We start from the raw sequence: 15,837 nt of genomic DNA on the forward strand, positions 1-15,837 counted from the left end.
GGTGACGCGTTTCACATGTAGCGGGCACATACATTCGGTCCCGAATCGGTGTACCGGGGGCCCACACGCACGCTCGGACCGTCGGGGCGGAAGCGGGAGGCCCTCCCTTGACCTCAACCTTCGTTGATGTAGAAGTGTGGTCTCCCGGGCGCCGCCGCGCCGCCTCCCGGGCCGAGGGGCCCGGGTCCCGCCCCGACAGGAGGAGGACGATGAACCAGCCGATCCTGGTCACTGGAGCCACCGGAAACACCGGGCACCACGTGGTTGCCGGCCTACTGGCCGAGGGAGTCCCCGTACGGGCGCTCGTGCGCGACCCGCGGCGGGCGCGCCTGCCCGAGGGGGTGGAGGTCGTCGGCGGTGACGTCACCGACCCGGCGGACGTGTCCTCGGCCGCCCGGGGCACGGCCGGGGCCTACCTGCTCTGGCCCGGCTTCGGCACCGACGGGACGGAGGAGGCCGTGGCCGCCCTCACCCGGCACACGCCCCGGGTGGCCTACCTCTCGGCGGTGGCCGCCGAGGAGGGCCCGGGCAGCGTGTGGGGGCGGTTGGAGGCCGCCCTGCGCGGCTCCGGACGCGAGTGGACCTTCCTGCGCGTCACCGGTCTGGCGGCGAACACCCGGGGCTGGGCCGAACAGGTCCGCTCGGGCGTGGTCCGCGCCCCGTACGGTCGGGCGTCGCGCTCCCTGGTGCACGAGAGGGACGTCGCGGCGGTGGCGGTGCGGGCCCTGCTGGACGGGGCGCACGCGGGCAGGAGCTACCTCGTCACCGGACCCGAGTCCCTGGCCCAGGCCGACCAGGCGCGGATCCTCGGGGAGGAGGCCGGGATTCCGGTGCGCTGGGAGGAGCAGCCCGAGGAGGAGGCGCGGGCCGAGCTCGCCGAGGCCATGGGCGCCGACTTCGCGGACACCGGAATGGCCTACTGGGCCTCCCTCGTCCACACCCCGGAGCCGGTCTCGCGGGACGTCGAGGAGGTGACCGGCCGCCCCGCGCTGTCGTTCCGGGAGTGGGCCCGCGAGCACGCCGGGGACTTCGCCCGGGGCTGAACCGCTCAGCAGGAGCCCTTGTCCTCCCAGACGCCCCACTGCTCGCCCGCGGCGGGGGTCATGCCCTGGGTCCACCAGCGCGCCTCGTACTCGCGCCCCTGGTACTGCACCCGGTCGCCGTTGTCGTAGACGGTGTCGGGGTTCCACTCCGGGGCGTCGCAGGAGTCGGATGAGTCCCCCGCGCGGTCCCCGCGCCCGTTGCCGTTGCCGTGACCGTTGCCGTTGCCCCGGCCGCCGCCGTCGCCCTGGGAGGGGGAGGCCGTCTCCTCCGCGGTCTCCTCCGCCTCGTCCTCCTCGTCCTCCTCCGGCTCCGGGCCGAGGGAGACGGTAAGGGTGACGAGGCCCTCCTCGGGCAGGATCGTGCCGGGCTCGGGGGTCTGGCCGCTCACCTCGCCGACGGGCGCGGTGTCGTGGTGGTCCTCGGCGACCCCCACGGTCAGCCCCAGACCGGCGAGGGCGCGTTCGGCGTCCTCCCGGGCCATGCCGATCAGGGCGGGGACGATGACGCCCTCGCTCACGTGGAGGACCACCGGCTCCTCCCTGTCGCCGCGCTCACCCGCGGCGGGCTCGGTGGCCAGAACGGTGCCCGGCGGCTCCTCGGCGGAGTGCTCCTGCACGACCTCCAGGTCGGTGAACCCGGACCCGCGCAGGGTCTCGCGGGCCTCGTTCTCCGTGCCGCCGACCACGTCGGGGACATCGACGTACTGCGGACCCGCGGAGACCCACAGCAGGACCTCGGCGCCGGGTTCCACGGTGGTACCGGGCGCGGGGGTGGTGTCGGCGACCGCCCCGGAGTCGACGGAGTCGCTGTAGGTCTCCTCGAACTGCACCATCAGGTCGAGGCCGAGCGCGCCGAGGCTCTCCTCGGCCTCCTCCGCGGAGACGCCGACGAGGTCGGGCAGCTCGACGCCGCTGTCCGGGGCCAGCGCCCACCCGGCGGCGAACAGGGACAGGACCAGCACGCCCGCGCCGACCAGCACGGGCAGGCGTCGCCACAGCGGGACCGGGGCACCGCGCCCCGGCCTCCCCGCGTCACCGTAGCCGCCGTCGTCCGCGTGGTCCCCGTGGTCCCCGTAGTCCGCGTAGTCCGCGTAGTCCGCGTAGTCCGCTTGGTCCGCGTGGTCCGCGTACGTTTCCTGGCGGACACCGCCGACGACGGGGATGGGCTGGGTGTCGGCCTCGGTGAGATCGGCGGGGGCGGAGGAGAAGGACCGCAGCACCTGCTCGACCAGGGTGAGGTACTGCCCCGCGTCCCGGGGCCGGTAGCGCGGGTTGGCGTCGGTGGCGTTGGCCACCAGCATGTCCAGGTCGGACGATGTCTCGGGGAGCACGGAAGAGGGCCGCAGGGGAGGGGTGTCGGGACCGACGAAGGAGCCGGTCATCAGCGTGTACAGGATCCTGCCGACGGCGTGCACGTCGGTGCGCGTCTCCGGTCCGGCGTCCTCCTCGGCGTCGAAGAGCAGGGGGAAGCCGGTCAGGCGCACCCCGCCCGCGCCGTCCACCACCACCTTGTCAGGGTCCAGCTCTCCGTGGACGACGCCCTCCTTGTGTGCGGCGTCCAGGGCGGTGAGCACCTCCACCGTGATGGCCAGGGCCGCCTGCGGCGGGTAGCGCAGCTCTCCGCCGCGGAGCGCCTCGGCGAGGGTCTGACCCTGCAGGTACTCGGTGACCGCGTACACGTGCCCGCCGTCGCGCCCGTGGTCGAGCACCCGCGCGATGCCCGGGTGGGAGAGCCCCTCCAGTGTCTGGGCACGGCCGAGGAACGCGTGCACGGCACCGTGGTCCCCCACCAGCCAGGGGTGCAGGACGGTGACCGTGACGGTCTGGTCGCTGCCGAGGTCGTGCGCGACGTGGACGGTCCCCGAGGCACCGCTGCGGACACGCTTGCCGAGGATGTAGCGCTCGTGCAGCGTGATGCCGAAGAGGGGATCGGGAGTGGGGGTCTCCATAAGTCGGATTCTATGCGTCCGTCCTGCCGCATATCGCTCGCCATCAGGCCGGATACGGACAACGGGGACGGCTTCGGGTTCAACTCGCAGCACCCCCGGTACCGAAACGTTGTGCCCCGGATGTGAACCTCCGACGGCCGGGGCTCGGACGGTCCGCCGCGGGGCCGCTAACCTGGGCCGTGCCGCTCCTGGGCGTCCCCTCGCCAGGAGACCTCCGGCGGACTCCGAGGACACTGACGACAGCGAGGTGTGCCATGTCCGGTGAACTGACCTGGGTATGGGCGGACGAGCGCCCCGACCTCCTGGCCGATCCGGTGCTGGCGGCGGTGCGCGGGCGCGACGACGTACGGGTGGCGGAGATCGACCCCGGTCTCGCGGACACCGCGGCCTTCTGCGAGCGCTACGGGATGCCGATGGGCACCAGTGCGAACTGCGTGGTGGTCGCCGCCAAGCGCGGCGGCGAGGTGTCCTACGCGGCGTGCGTGGTGCTCGCCACCCGGCGCGCCGACGTCAACGGGACCGTCCGCCGCCACCTGGGTGCCCGCAAGACCTCGTTCGCGCCCATGGAGGAGGCCACCGGCCTGACCGGGATGGAGTACGGCGGCATCACACCGCTCGGCCTGCCCGCGGAGTGGCCGGTCCTGGTGGACGAGTCCATCGCCGCCGAGGCCGAGGTGGTCGTGGGCAGCGGGGTGCGGCGCTCCAAGCTCCTGGTACCCGGGAAACTGCTCGCCGACCTCCCGGGCACCGAGGTCCTGGCCCTCTCCAGGTAGGGGCCCTACCCGGCGGGGCCCCGCCGGGTAGGGCCCGGTTCCTCCGTGTCGACACGTCGACCTGCGGGTTCGTCGCCGCGTCAATCCGAATGTCGACAAAGCGACGAATCGTTTCGGTACGGCGGGTCAGGGTTTGCGGTCGGTGCCGCACCCGGTCAGTCCACCGGGGGCGTGTCACCCACCCGGGGAACCCACGCGGCCTCGGCCAGCACGGTGTACTGGTTCACCCGGGGCAGCTCCCCGTCCGGCTCGGCGGCCGACTCCACGGCGACCGTCTCGTGGTAGAGCGGCATCCCGGTGTCGGAGTCGAACATGATCCTGCGCTCCAGCACGTTGCCCGCCCCGTCGTCCTCCTCGACCAGGAACAGCTCCCCCTCGCGGCCCTCGCGGTCCCGGGCCTCCCCCGCGTACAGCACCTCCTCGTGTCCGGCCAGGGCACGCAGCGCGGCCGCCTGAACCCCGGGGTCGACCGGGGCCTCCCCGTACAGCTCCTGGAGGGCGTAGAAGAGGGCGGCCGCGGTGGACGGGAACTCCGCCCCCGCACCCTCGGTGAGCTGCTCCGCGAGCCGGTCGGGATCGGTGGCCAGGTCGCCGGGCTCCCAGGTGAAGAACATGCCGTCACCGCCCTTTCCGCCGCCCCACTCGAACTCCTCCGGCCCCCGCTCGAAGAGCCAGGCGAGCGGTCCCGGATCGCCGCCCTGGTGCTCGGGCGCACTCGGGGTCGAGACACTGCGCCCGGACTCGTGGGGGGTGCGCCACACCTGCTCGCTCGTCGGGACCACACCCCATCCCTCCTCTCCGGTGTCGGCGTCCTGGGAGTAGGTGAAGGTCCACTCCAAGGTGCGCACGTAGGCGACCTCGCCGTCCCTCGGCGGCGGGGGCTGTTCCCCGGCGGCCTCCGCCAGGGCCGACAGGCGCTCGCGGCCCTCCGACAGTCCGGCCATCGGAACCTCCAGCGGTGCGGGCGGCGGTCCGGCGTAGGCGGGTTGGGCGCCGCCCCAGCCCAGGGGGACGGCCACGGCCGCGGCGGCGAGCACGGCCGCGGCGCCCAGCGCGAGGCGGAGCCCGGGACGTGCGGGGAGCAGACCCCGGACCCGGCGCCGTCCGCCGCCCGAGGCGATCACCTCGATCCGGGAGAGCTCCCGGTGCGCGGGGTCGGGCCGGGTCCCGGCCGCCGGGTCGTACGCGGCCAGCAGGTGGCGCACGGTGTCGACGTCACTGCGGGGGGCGGGGTTGACGCGGGTACGGTTCACTTCTCCTCCACGGAAACTCGGGTGTGCGCGGAAGTCCCGGCGGCCGGCGCCGAACGCGTTCCGGGTGGGGCGCCGGGGGGCGGGGAGTCCAGGAAGCGCTCGATCCGGCGGCGCGCCCGGTGCAGCCGTACGCGGGCGGTGGCCCTGGAGCACCCCAGTACCCGTGCCGCCTCGGCCAGCTCCAACCCCTCCCAGGCCAGGAGCATCACCAGTTCCCGGTCGCCGGCGCTGAGCCGGTTTAGGGCGCGCAGCGCGGCGTCGCGCTCCTCCACCTGGCGGGTCGTGTCGGCGTCACCCGCGGTCTCGGCGGCGTCGGGGCTCAGCACCTCGCCCCGCCTCCGGTCGCGGCGCAGCCGGGACCGGACGACGTTGCGCGCCACCCCGTAGAGCCAGGGGAGCGGATGCTCCTTGGGCAGGCGGTCGTACCTGCGCCACGCGACGCCGAAGGTCTCGGCCGCGACGTCGTCCGCGACGTCCGGCCCCAAGCGGCGCAGGGCGTAGCGGTGGACGTCGTCGTAGTGCTGTTCGAAGAACCGGGTGAACTCGCCCCTCGCGGGCTCCTCCGCGTCCGCTCCACTGGTCATCGACTTCCTTCCGTGCGGTGTCATCCTCCTTCTGTCGCGTGGGGGGCGATCGTTACCGTGCCGCAGGCGCTCTCCGCATTTCCGGCCGGGGCCGCGGGGCGGGCAGGCCCGGCCCGCCGCGCCCCTCTTCGCGGCGGGCCGGGGGAGGGACTCGGGCCAGGCCGGTCCACCCGCTCCTGACCCGGGTGGGGGCCTCGATCGGCACCCGGCCCGTCTCACGGCCGGGCCCGGAGGCCTTCACACCGCCCCGGGCCGCGGCCGCGTCGGCGATACGACACGCCGGCGGCCCTCCCGGACGTCAGCCCACGCTCCCGCTGTCGTCCGTCTCCATGGTCCGTCCCGACAGCGCGGACACCGCGCCGACGGCGAAGGCGGCGCACAGCAGGAGAACCAGCATGACGGCCAGACCCGCGGACCCGTCGATCAGCGTGGTGAAGTTGGCCAGGACCAGGACCACGGTCCCGACCAGACCGACCACCGCGAGGATCGGGGCGACCCGTGTGCGCCACGGCCGTCCGCGCCGCCAGCCACGGCCGAAGAAGACCACGACCGCGATGCTGACGAGCACCATGAGCATCAGCACCCCCAGCGTCGCCAGACCGCTCATCCAGGTGAACACCTGCGCCACCGGGTCCATCCCGGTCGCCGCGAACACCCCGATGAGGACGGCGGCCGTGCAGGTCTGGGCGAGCGACGCGGCGTGCGGTGACCCGTGGACCGGGTGCGCCCTGCCCAGCGGAGCGAGCGCGCCGCCGCGCCCGCCGAGTGCGTACACGTAGCGCGCGACCGTGTTGTGGAAGGCCAGCAAGGCGGTGAACAGGCTGGTCAGCAAGAGGATCTGGAGAGCCGCCGCGAGAGGGGTCCCCGCGTACCGCTCGGCGACGGAGAACACCAAGCCGTCGATGTCGTCGACGGCGGCGGCGCGCGCGTTCCCGGCCCCGACCGCCATGACGAGGGCCCAACTGACCAGGGTGTAGAAGCCGCCGATCACCAGCACGGCCGTGTAGGTCGCCCGGGGCACGGTCCGGTGCGGTTCGCGCGCCTCCTGTCCGTAGACCGCCGTCGCCTCGAAGCCGATGAAGCAGGCCACGGCGAACATCAGACCGATGCCGGGCGAGCCGGAGAGGAAGGCCCCGGGGGTGAAGGGGACCGCGTTCAGTCCGTCCGCCCCTCCCCGGAGGAGGACCGCGCCCGCCAGGGCGGCGACGGTCCCGACCTCGAGGACGATCAGGACCGCGAGGACACGGATCCCCAGGTCGACGCTGCGGTAGCCGAGGACCGCGACGAGGGCGAGCAGAATACCGCCCCACACCCACCAGGGCAGGTCCGGCCCCCCGAAGCCCGTGACCGTCGAGCCGAGGACGGCCCCGGCCAGCCCGTACACGGCGGCCTGGACCGCGGTGTAGGAGAGCAGCGCCAGGCCCGCCGAGCCCGTGCCCAGGACCGGCCCCAGCCCGGCGGTGACGTAGGAGTAGAAGGCTCCGGCCTCCCGCACGTGCCTGCTCATCTCGGCATAGCCGACGCTGAAGAGCAACAGGACCACGGTGACCGCGATGTAGGAGACCGGCGCACCCGCGCCGCTGCCGATCGCCATCATCACCGGCAGTGCTCCGCCGATGGCGACGAGGGGGGAGGCCGCCGCGACGACCAGGAAGACCACGCCCGCGACGCCGAGGCTGCCGCGCAGCCCCCCGGCGGCGGGCGGGTCCGCCGTGTGTTCCGCCGTGTGCTCACTCATGGCGGGCCTCCGTCCCGGAGCAGCAGCCGTGGGGCTCCCGAGCCGGGGAGCAGCAGCCGTGGGCGGCGGCCGTCGGCGGCACGTCCAGGGTGGGGTTGCGGTCGAAGAAGCCCACGGGGCGCAGCTTGAACCCGGTGTAGTCGACCGGCATGACCGGCCAGTCCTCCGGACGCGGTGCGTGGGTCAGGCCGAAGGTGTGCCAGACGACCAGGTCGGCGTCGTCCACGTTCCGGTCGGCGGCGGTGTAGGCGGGCAGCCCGGCTCCGCCCGGGTGCTGGTTGACGAAGTCGCCTGCCGGGTAGCGCTCGGCGGGGTCGTAGCGGGTCACCCACAGGTGGCGGGTGGCGAACGCCGCGCGGGCCGCCACCGACGAGGACGGGTCCGCGAGCAGTACCGGCCTGCCCTCCGGCTGGAGGGCGTAGGCGACGGGGTGGCCCATACGGTTGCGCGAGCCGGGGTTGGAGACGTGCCAGACCCGGTCCACGGAGGCGTCCGCGTCGCGCTGGGCCCGCGCCTCGGTGTCCAGTACGGTCCGCTTCTGGACGAAGGCGTTGCCGCGCGGGTTGTCGGGTCCGACCGGCACCCGTGCGGCGTCGACCTCCTCGACCCTGTTCCCGAGACCGTCGACCAGCATGTCCAGGCGGGCGCAGAACAGGTGCTGGTGGAGGGGGGCGCCCACGCCGGGCGCGACCTCGGAGGCGTAGGGGTAGTCCCCGCCCGGGTGGGCCGAGGTGAAGACGATGCCGGTGGCCTTCGCCTCGAACTCGATGGTGCCGTCGAGGTACAGGTACCAGAAGAACCCGTAGTCGTAGTTGCCGACGGTGGTGAAGAAGGAGATCACCATGCGGCGCTGGCGTCGGGTCTCGGAGGAGCCGGCCCACAGGTCGGAGTGCTTCCACAGCACGCCGAAGTCCTCCTCGTGCATGCACACGGCGTTGGGCAGGACCCGGGGTTCGCCCCCCTCGTCGGCGATGACGGCGTCCATGTAGGTGATGTCGCCGAGGCAGTCGCAGCCGAGCTGGAGGGCGTTGGCGTACCGGCCGACCATGTACTCGCCCGTGTCGAAGTAGTTCTGCCAGGACCGCACGGGGGAGGGGTCGGCGTAGGGGACGACCATCTCGGCGATGGAGGCCCGGTGCACGATGGGCCGGTCGCGCCCCTGGTCGTGGAAGGCGATCTGGTGCAGGACGAGGCCCTCCCGGGCGTCGAACCCGATCCGCAGCGACCACTTCTCCCAGGTCAGACGGTTGCCGTCGAGGGTGAAGCTGGGGCCTTCGGGCTGGGTGATCTCGATGGGCCTCTGCGTGGTTCTGAGGGGTCCGGTGACGCCGGGCTCGGTGTAGTTGCCGTTCTCGGTGGGTACGGGCACGGGTCCGAAGTCGAGCACCTTGTCCACGGTGCGGTTGAGGACGTCCACGTAGCCGACCAGTCCGTCCACCGGGTGCGCCCAGGCGTGGTCGGCCCCGTGCTCCTGGACGAACGCGAGTCCGCGCAGGATGCGACGGCCCCGTTCCTCGGGGTACTCGTCGTCGTACACCCCGGCGGACAGCGGGGCCACCCGCACCGAGGCCGGGTCAAGCCCGCGCGCGCTCAGCGCCTCCAGCCAGCGCGGGTCGGTGTTGAGGACCTCCTCCACCAGGGCGAACTCCTCGTCGAGGACGGGCAGTTGCCCGTCGGCGACGGCGTCCAGCGTCCGGTCGGAGTCCACCCGCCCGCGGGTGAGGGACACGACCAGGTCGTGGGCGGGGCCGCCCGAGGTGTCGTGGAGCAGGACGCGGACGCGGCGGTCCACGGGGTCTCCCGGCGCGTGGGCGAGCAGGTCGGCCTTGGCGGGCTCCTCCAGTCCCAGGTAGGCGAACCGGGTCGCGGGGGTGGCGTGACCGGTACGGATGAGGATGGTGCGCGCGGCGGTGATCTCATCGGGGGTGAGGGCGTCGAGCGGGTGCGGTGTCGCGGAACCCATGGGGCCTCCAAGGGGAGTGTGCTCGGATGTGCGGTGAGGGGCGTGCCGGTCCGCCGCGCCCCCGTTCCGGGCGGACCGGCACGTGGGAGTGCTCAGGCCAGGTTGGTCCACACGCTCTTGACCTGGGTGAAGGCCTCGATCGCCGACCAGCCCATCTCGCGGCCGAGCCCGGAGGCCTTCATGCCGCCCCAGGCCGCGGCCGCGTCCAGGACCGGTGGCATGTTGATCCACACGGTTCCCGCCCGCACCTGGGCGGCGAGGCGGTTGGCGACGCCGATGTCGCGGGACCAGATGACGGCGGCGAGCCCGTAGTCGGTGTCGTTGGCGCGGGCGGCCAGCTCGTCGGGGTCGTCGTAGGGCAGCACAGCCAGGACCGGGCCGAAGATCTCCTCGCGGGCGATGCGCATGTCGTCGGTGACCCCGGAGAAGACGGCCGGTCGCACGAAGTAGCCCCGGTCGTCCTCCAGCGGGGCGCGGTCGTGCAGGTGGGCGCCCTCCTCCCGGCCGATCCGCACGTAGCGCTCGGCCCGGTCGCGCTGCTCGGCGGAGACCACCGGGCCCATCTGGGTGCCCTCGGCCAGGCCGTGGCCGAGCTTCATGGCGGCGGCCCCGGCGGCGAGCTTCTCGGCGAACTCGTCGTGGCGCGCGGAGTCGACGTAGAAGCGGGTGTAGGCGGCGCACACCTGGCCGGAGTTGAGCAGTCCGCCCATGAGGTTGCCCGCGACGGCGGCGTCGATGTCGGCGTCGGAGGTGACGATCGAGGGGGCCTTGCCGCCCAGTTCGAGGGAGACGTGCTTGAGCTCGCGCCCGGCCTGGGCGGCGATCTCGCGGCCGACCTCGGTGGAGCCGGTGAAGGACACCTTGGCCACCCCCGGGTGGCGGACCAGGGCCTTGCCGACCTCGGGGCCGCCGGTGACGACGTTGACGACGCCGTCGGGGATGCCCGCCTCCTTGACCAGCTCGGCCAGGCGCAGGGTGGTGAGCGGGGTCTGCTCGGCGGGCTTGACCACCACCGTGTTGCCGGTGGCCAGGGCGGGGGCCAGCTTCCACACCAGGATCATCAGCGGGAAGTTCCACGGGGTGATGAGCGCGCACACGCCGAGGGGTTCACGGCGGGTGCGGTAGTCCACGTCCGGCACGGACAGGGGAGCGGTGATCCCGGTGATCTTGGTGACCCAGCCCGCGTAGTAGCGCAGGTGCTCCACGGCGTTGGGGACGGCGAATCCGGCGCTGACCGCGAGGGGCTGCCCCTGATCGGTGGTCTCCAGGCGGGCGAACTCCTCGGCGCGGGCCTCCAGCAGGTCGGCCAGGCGCAGCAGCAGCCGGGCCCGCTCGGCGGGGAGCATGCCCGCCCAATCGGCCGAGGCGAAGGCGCGGGCCGCGGCGTCCACGGCCGCGTTCACGTCCCCCTCGGATGCCTCCGGCACGTGGGCGAGCACCTCGCCGGTGGCCGGGTCCAGGGTGGGCAGGGCGGTGCCCCCGGTTCCGGCGGTCCACTTCCCGTCGATCAGCATGTCGGTCCTCATCGGGGCACCTCGTCTTCCTTCCGCGGCTCTTGCGGGGCTCGTGGGTCTGCTGGGGTGGTGGGGTGTCCGTGTGTTTCCCGGGGCCCGCGGGCTCCGGGGGCGCCGCCGCGCGTCAGGGGTGGTCGGCGAGGATGAGGTCCGCCGCCTTCTCGCCGACCATGATCGCCGGGGCGTTGGTGTTGCCCGAGGGCACCGAGGGCATGACGGAGGCGTCCGCCACCCGCAGTCCCTCGACGCCGTGGACGCGCAGGGCCGGGTCCACGACGGAGAGGGAGTCCGGGCCCATGCGGCAGGTGCCGACCTGGTGGTGGTAGGTGGTGACCGCGCGCCGGACGTAGTCGCGCAGGTCGTCGCGGGTCCGGGCGTCGGGTCCCGGAGCCACCTCCGCCCGGCGCCAGGCGTCGAAGTGGGTCGAGGCTCCGATCTCCCGGCAGATCTCCACCGCGTCGACCAGGCTTTCGAGGTCGTGCGGCTCGGCCAGGACGTTGGGGTCGACCAGGGGCGGGGCGGACGGGTCGTCGGAGGCCAGCCGCAGCGTTCCGCGGGAGAGCGGCCGGACGACACCGGGCGCGATGGTGTAGCCGTGCTCCGGCACCGGGTACCCGTCCGCGGGCAGCACCACGTGGATGAAGAGGGGTTGTAGGTCGGGGACCGTGCGGGCGGGGTCGGTGCTGGCGAACAGCTGGCTCTCCAGCAGGTTCCCGGTGCCGGGCGGCAGAGGGCGGTCGGCCTCGTAGACGTTGCTGACCAGCAGGTGGTCGTGCAGGTTCTCGCCGACGCCGGGCAGGTCCACCCGGACCTCGACGCCCACCTCGGTGAGGTGTCCGGCGGGACCGATGCCGCTGTGCAGGAGCACCTGGGGCGAGCCGATCGCCCCGCCGCTGAGCACGACCTCGCGCGCCGCCCGGGCCCGGTGGAGGCGGCCGTCGAGCTCGTACTCGACACCGACCGCGCGGCCCGACTCCAGGAGCACGCGGTGCACCGGGGCGCCGGTGGTGACGGTGAGGCCGGGGTGGGGGCGGACGGGTTCCACGAAGGCGCGCCAGGCGCTCATCCGGACGCCGTCGCGGATGGTGGTGTGGTTGAAGCCCGCGCCGAGCATGTGCTCGCCGTTGAAGTCGTCGGTGACGGGGAAACCCAGGGCCTCGGCAGCCGCCACGAAGGCCCGGGAGGTGGGATGCGGGTCGGCGATGCGGGTGACCGGGAGCGGACCGCCGGAGCCGTGCCAGGGTCCGGCCCCGTCGACGTGGTCCTCCGAGCGGCGGAACAGCGGCAGGACCGACTCCCAGTCCCAGCCGGTACACCCGGCGTAGGCCCAGGAGTCGTAGTCGGCCCGGTGCCCCCGGATGTAGATCATCCCGTTGAGGGAGCTGCTCCCGCCGAGGACGCGCCCGCGCGGCCAGTGCAGGGAGCGGCCCGCCGCGTGCTTCTGCGGGAGGGTCATGACGGCCCAGTCCAGCGGGGAGTGCCACAGGGCGGGCCAGCCGCGGGGGTCGTGGATGGCCGGTTCGCTGTCGACCGGGCCGGCCTCGAGGACGTGGACCGTGTGCCCGGCGTCCAGCAGGCGCCTGGCGACGACGCTGCCCGAGGAACCGGAGCCGACGACCACGAAGTCGTGTTCGGCAGTGGTGGCTGTGCCCATGGTGCTTTCCTCCCGGACGGAGCTGGGGTTGTGCGGAAGCTACGCCGGGGGAGCACCCGCCGACCGCCTTTCCGCGCACCGGCGATCGCCGTTTTCCGCACGGGCCCGGGACGCCTTGTCGGGAGAGGGTGACGGGGATAACATCCGGGGTCAGCCCCGGGGAGGTTCGCGCATGTCAGGCGCGTGGGGGAAGGGAGCAGGGTGTGGCGTCCGCAGACTCCATCGAGCGTTTCGAGGCCGAGGCCTCCCGGGCGTTCGCGCCCCTGCGGATGCGCGCCGGCGAGGAGCGCCCCTTCCGAGGCACGTTCTCCTCCACCCGGGTCGGCCCGCTGGTGCTGACCCGGATCCGGGCCGAGCCGGTGGTGGTGCGGCGCGACTCCGCGGTGATGGGTTCCTCGGATCCGGACCTGATCAAGGTGGCGTGGCACGGCGCTGGCCGCGCCGGAGTGGGCCAGGCCGGCCGGCAGTGCCTGCTGCGCCCCGGCGACCTGGTGGTGTACGAGACGGGACGCCCCTACGAACTGCCGTTCTGGGAGCCCTACGAGACCGTGGTGGCGGGTGTGCCGAGCGATCTGTTCGGGGCGCACGCGGAGCTGTTGCGACGGCGGGTGGCGATGCCGGTGCGGGCCGACGGCGGCCTGAGCGGGGTGGTCTCGGCGCTGTTCCAGGGGGTCTCGTCCGGAGCGGAGGGGGCGGGCGCCGCGGCCAGGCACCACCTCGCCGCGGCGCTGGTATCCCTGGTGTGCGCGGCCTTCGCGGAGGCACCCGCCGAGGAGGACGGGGACCCGTTGGCCCGTGTTCGGGCGTACTGTCTGGCGAACCTGTCGGATCCGGGCCTGTCGGTGGAGTCGGTGGCCGCGGCGCACCGCATGTCGGCGCGCTACCTGCACAAGCTGTGCCGCGAGCAGGGGTTCACCCTGGCCCGTTGGATCCGCTCGGAGCGGCTGGCGCGGATCCGCCGGGACCTGGCGGACCCGATGCTGGCCGACCGGAGCGCGTCGGCGATCGCGGCGCGCTGGGGCCTGCTGGACGCGGGACACCTGGGGCGGATGCTGCGTGCGGAGTTCGGTGTGACGGCACGCGACATCCGGGGTGGCTGAACAGTCGCTCCACCCGGGAAACACCAGGTGGGAACCGGCTTCTTCGCACAGGCCCTATTTACTGACCGATCGGTCTGTAATACTGTTCGCGAGAGACCCATCGGAGGAGAGGACCGTCAGGTGTCCGAAACACTGCAGAGCTACGCCCGGGGGGCGTGGTTCACCCCCGCGGACGAGGGCACGCCCCTGGCTGACGCCAACACCGGCGAGACCGTCGCACGGATCTCGGCCAACGGCCCCGACATCGCCGGGATGGTGGACCACGCGCGCCGCGTCGGCGGCCCCGCGCTGCGCGCGCTCACGTTCCACCAGCGCGCCAACCTCCTCAAGGAGGTCGCCAAGCACCTGATGGAGCACAAGGAGGAGTTCTACGCGCTCTCGCACCGGACCGGGGCGACCAGGCGTGACACCGCCGTGGACGTGGACGGTGGCATCGGGACCCTCTTCAGCTTCTCCAGCAAGGGCCGCCGCGAGCTGCCCAACTCCACCGTCATCCTGGACGGCCCCCTGGAGCCGCTCGGCAAACAGGGCACGTTCGTCGGCCAGCACGTGTACACCTCCCGCCCGGGGGTGGCCGTGCAGATCAACGCCTTCAACTTCCCGGTGTGGGGCATGCTGGAGAAGCTCGCCCCCGCCTTCCTCGCGGGGATGCCGAGCATCGTCAAGCCCGCCGGTCAGACCGCCTACCTCACCGTCGCGGTCGTGCGGCGGATGGTCGAGTCGGGCCTGCTGCCGGAGGGCTCCCTGCAACTGCTCGTCGGCAGCCACCGGGGGCTGCTCGACGCCCTGGGCCCCCAGGACATCGTGGGCTTCACCGGTTCCGCCGCCACCGGCGCCATCCTGCGCAACCACCCGAACGTGGTCAGCGGAGGCGTGCAGCTCAACGTCGAGGCCGACTCGCTCAACTGCTCGGTCCTGGGCCCGGACGTTTCCGAGGACGACCCCGAGTTCGAGCTGTTCGTCAAGCAGGTCGTGACGGAGATGACCGTCAAGGCCGGGCAGAAGTGCACCGCCATCCGCCGGGTCATCGTCCCCGAACCGATGGCCGGGGCCGTCGTCAAGGCCCTGACCGACCGGCTGTCCAAGGTGGTCGTGGGCGCCGCCGACCACCCCGACGCGCGGATGGGCGCCCTGGTCTCGCTCGACCAGCGCGAGGAGGTGCGCAAGGCGGTCAAGGCGCTGCGCACCTCCTGCGAGATCGTCTACGGCGACCCCGAGAACGTCGAGGTCGTCGGTGCGGACGCGGAGTCCGGGGCCTTCATGTCGCCGGTCCTGCTGCGCGCCCACCCCGGCGCCCGGGAGCCGCACGAGGTGGAGGCCTTCGGCCCGGTGAGCACCGTGATCACCTACGACGGGGTGGCCGAGGCCGTGGAGCTGGCCGCGCGCGGCAGCGGCAGCCTGGTCGGCTCGGTGGTCACCAACGACCCGGACGTGGCCCGCGAGGTGGTCCTGGGCCTGGCGCCCTGGCACGGGCGGATCCTGGTGCTCAACCGGGAGGACGCCAAGGAGTCCACCGGGCACGGCTCCCCGCTGCCGGTGCTGGTGCACGGCGGCCCCGGCCGCGCGGGCGGCGGCGAGGAGCTGGGCGGCGTGCGCGGGGTCAAGCACCACATGCAGCGCACCGCCGTGCAGGCCTCCCCGGACATGGTCACCGCGATCACCGGCCACTGGACCACGGGTTCGCGGCGCACCGTCGGCGAGGTGCACCCCTTCCGCAAGAACCTGGCCCAGCTGCGGATCGGCGACACGATCGAGTCGGCCGAGCGCACCGTCACCCGCGCCGACATCGACCACTTCGCCGAGTTCACCGGGGACACCTTCTACGCGCACACCGACGAGGAGGCCGCCGCCGCCAACCCGCTGTTCGGCGGGATCGTGGCGCACGGCTACCTGGTGGTGTCCCTGGCCGCGGGCCTGTTCGTGGACCCGGCCCCCGGTCCGGTGCTCGCCAACTTCGGCGTGGACAACCTGCGCTTCCTCACCCCGGTCAAGGAGGGCGCCACCATCCGGGTGACGCTGACCGCCAAGCAGATCACCCCGCGCACCAACGCCGACTACGGCGAGGTCCGGTGGGACGCCCTGGTCACCGACCAGGACGGCGAGGCCGTGGCCACCTACGACGTCCTGACCCTGGTGGCCAAGGGCGAGGAGTAGACGTGTCGCCCTGACGGCGAACCGACACGTCGGCGAGTCGACATGCGGTGCCCCCGGTCGCGACGCGGCCGGGGGCACCGCCGCGACCGCCGACGCGCACGAAAGGTGACTT

Annotated in this window: 11 protein-coding genes; 4 read left to right on the top strand and 7 right to left on the bottom strand. The window is 73.4% G+C overall.

Annotated elements, in window-relative coordinates:
• The first annotated feature begins 209 nt into the window (after positions 1 to 209).
• Positions 210 to 1,043 (top strand): SDR family oxidoreductase, encoded by an 834-nt coding sequence (locus FYW95_RS14050; RefSeq protein WP_159945280.1) that lies wholly within the window; start codon positions 210 to 212, stop codon positions 1,041 to 1,043.
• A 5-nt stretch (positions 1,044 to 1,048) separates the two neighbouring features.
• Here the strand turns inward: FYW95_RS14050 and FYW95_RS14055 are convergent, their stop codons facing one another.
• Complete coding sequence (locus tag FYW95_RS14055; protein WP_160050398.1) at positions 1,049 to 2,992, bottom strand: PASTA domain-containing protein; 1,944 nt, start codon at positions 2,990 to 2,992, stop codon at positions 1,049 to 1,051.
• Positions 2,993 to 3,246: 254 nt separating this feature from the next.
• On the opposite strand from FYW95_RS14055, the gene FYW95_RS14060 reads away from it, so the two are divergent.
• Positions 3,247 to 3,765, top strand: coding sequence for a YbaK/EbsC family protein (locus tag FYW95_RS14060; RefSeq protein WP_160050399.1), 519 nt, complete (start codon positions 3,247 to 3,249; stop codon positions 3,763 to 3,765).
• Between the two features lie 155 nt (positions 3,766 to 3,920).
• Here the strand turns inward: FYW95_RS14060 and FYW95_RS14065 are convergent, their stop codons facing one another.
• The 6 genes from FYW95_RS14065 to FYW95_RS14090 all read right to left on the bottom strand — a co-directional run bounded on the left by FYW95_RS14065 (position 3,921) and on the right by FYW95_RS14090 (position 12,471).
• Positions 3,921 to 5,018, bottom strand: a complete 1,098-nt coding sequence (locus FYW95_RS14065) for a CU044_5270 family protein (protein ID WP_159945277.1) — start codon at positions 5,016 to 5,018, stop codon at positions 3,921 to 3,923.
• A complete protein-coding gene (locus FYW95_RS14070) occupies positions 5,015 to 5,602 on the bottom strand; it encodes an RNA polymerase sigma factor (RefSeq protein ID WP_159945276.1) in 588 nt (195 codons plus the stop codon). Before FYW95_RS14070 ends, FYW95_RS14065 begins: the two co-directional genes overlap by 4 nt.
• 298 nt (positions 5,603 to 5,900) lie before the next feature.
• Positions 5,901 to 7,340, bottom strand: a complete 1,440-nt coding sequence (locus tag FYW95_RS14075; RefSeq protein WP_159945275.1) for an APC family permease — start codon at positions 7,338 to 7,340, stop codon at positions 5,901 to 5,903.
• The gene (locus FYW95_RS14080) at positions 7,333 to 9,303 is read right to left on the bottom strand and encodes a primary-amine oxidase (protein ID WP_159945274.1); all 1,971 of its coding nucleotides are present in this window, start codon (positions 9,301 to 9,303) and stop codon (positions 7,333 to 7,335) included. The genes FYW95_RS14075 and FYW95_RS14080 overlap by 8 nt, the downstream gene beginning before the upstream one ends.
• 92 nt (positions 9,304 to 9,395) lie before the next feature.
• Positions 9,396 to 10,829, bottom strand: coding sequence for an aldehyde dehydrogenase family protein (locus FYW95_RS14085; protein WP_159945273.1), 1,434 nt, complete (start codon positions 10,827 to 10,829; stop codon positions 9,396 to 9,398).
• A gap of 112 nt (positions 10,830 to 10,941) precedes the next feature.
• The gene (locus tag FYW95_RS14090; RefSeq protein WP_159945272.1) at positions 10,942 to 12,471 is read right to left on the bottom strand and encodes a GMC family oxidoreductase; all 1,530 of its coding nucleotides are present in this window, start codon (positions 12,469 to 12,471) and stop codon (positions 10,942 to 10,944) included.
• A gap of 203 nt (positions 12,472 to 12,674) precedes the next feature.
• Between FYW95_RS14090 and FYW95_RS14095 the strand changes: the two genes are divergently transcribed.
• Both FYW95_RS14095 and paaZ read left to right on the top strand, forming a co-directional pair.
• On the top strand, positions 12,675 to 13,571 hold the full coding sequence (locus FYW95_RS14095; protein ID WP_159945271.1) for an AraC-like ligand-binding domain-containing protein: 897 nt from the start codon (positions 12,675 to 12,677) through the stop codon (positions 13,569 to 13,571).
• A gap of 120 nt (positions 13,572 to 13,691) precedes the next feature.
• On the top strand, positions 13,692 to 15,725 hold the full coding sequence (gene paaZ, locus FYW95_RS14100) for a phenylacetic acid degradation bifunctional protein PaaZ (protein ID WP_159945270.1): 2,034 nt from the start codon (positions 13,692 to 13,694) through the stop codon (positions 15,723 to 15,725).
• Positions 15,726 to 15,837: the final 112 nt, after the last annotated feature.

The organism is Nocardiopsis sp. FR4 (assembly GCF_009830945.1).
GTDB lineage: Bacteria > Actinomycetota > Actinomycetes > Streptosporangiales > Streptosporangiaceae > Nocardiopsis.

What these genes read in the sequence shown, in the direction of transcription:
- FYW95_RS14050 (WP_159945280.1), top strand. Translation starts at nt 210, where the DNA reads ATGAACCAGCCGATCCTGGTCACTGGAGCCACCGGAAACACCGGGCAC.
- FYW95_RS14055 (WP_160050398.1), bottom strand. Translation starts at nt 2,992, where the DNA reads ATGGAGACCCCCACTCCCGATCCCCTCTTCGGCATCACGCTGCACGAG.
- FYW95_RS14060 (WP_160050399.1), top strand. Translation starts at nt 3,247, where the DNA reads ATGTCCGGTGAACTGACCTGGGTATGGGCGGACGAGCGCCCCGACCTC.
- FYW95_RS14070 (WP_159945276.1), bottom strand. Translation starts at nt 5,602, where the DNA reads ATGACCAGTGGAGCGGACGCGGAGGAGCCCGCGAGGGGCGAGTTCACC.
- FYW95_RS14075 (WP_159945275.1), bottom strand. Translation starts at nt 7,340, where the DNA reads ATGAGTGAGCACACGGCGGAACACACGGCGGACCCGCCCGCCGCCGGG.
- FYW95_RS14080 (WP_159945274.1), bottom strand. Translation starts at nt 9,303, where the DNA reads ATGGGTTCCGCGACACCGCACCCGCTCGACGCCCTCACCCCCGATGAG.
- FYW95_RS14085 (WP_159945273.1), bottom strand. Translation starts at nt 10,829, where the DNA reads ATGAGGACCGACATGCTGATCGACGGGAAGTGGACCGCCGGAACCGGG.
- FYW95_RS14090 (WP_159945272.1), bottom strand. Translation starts at nt 12,471, where the DNA reads ATGGGCACAGCCACCACTGCCGAACACGACTTCGTGGTCGTCGGCTCC.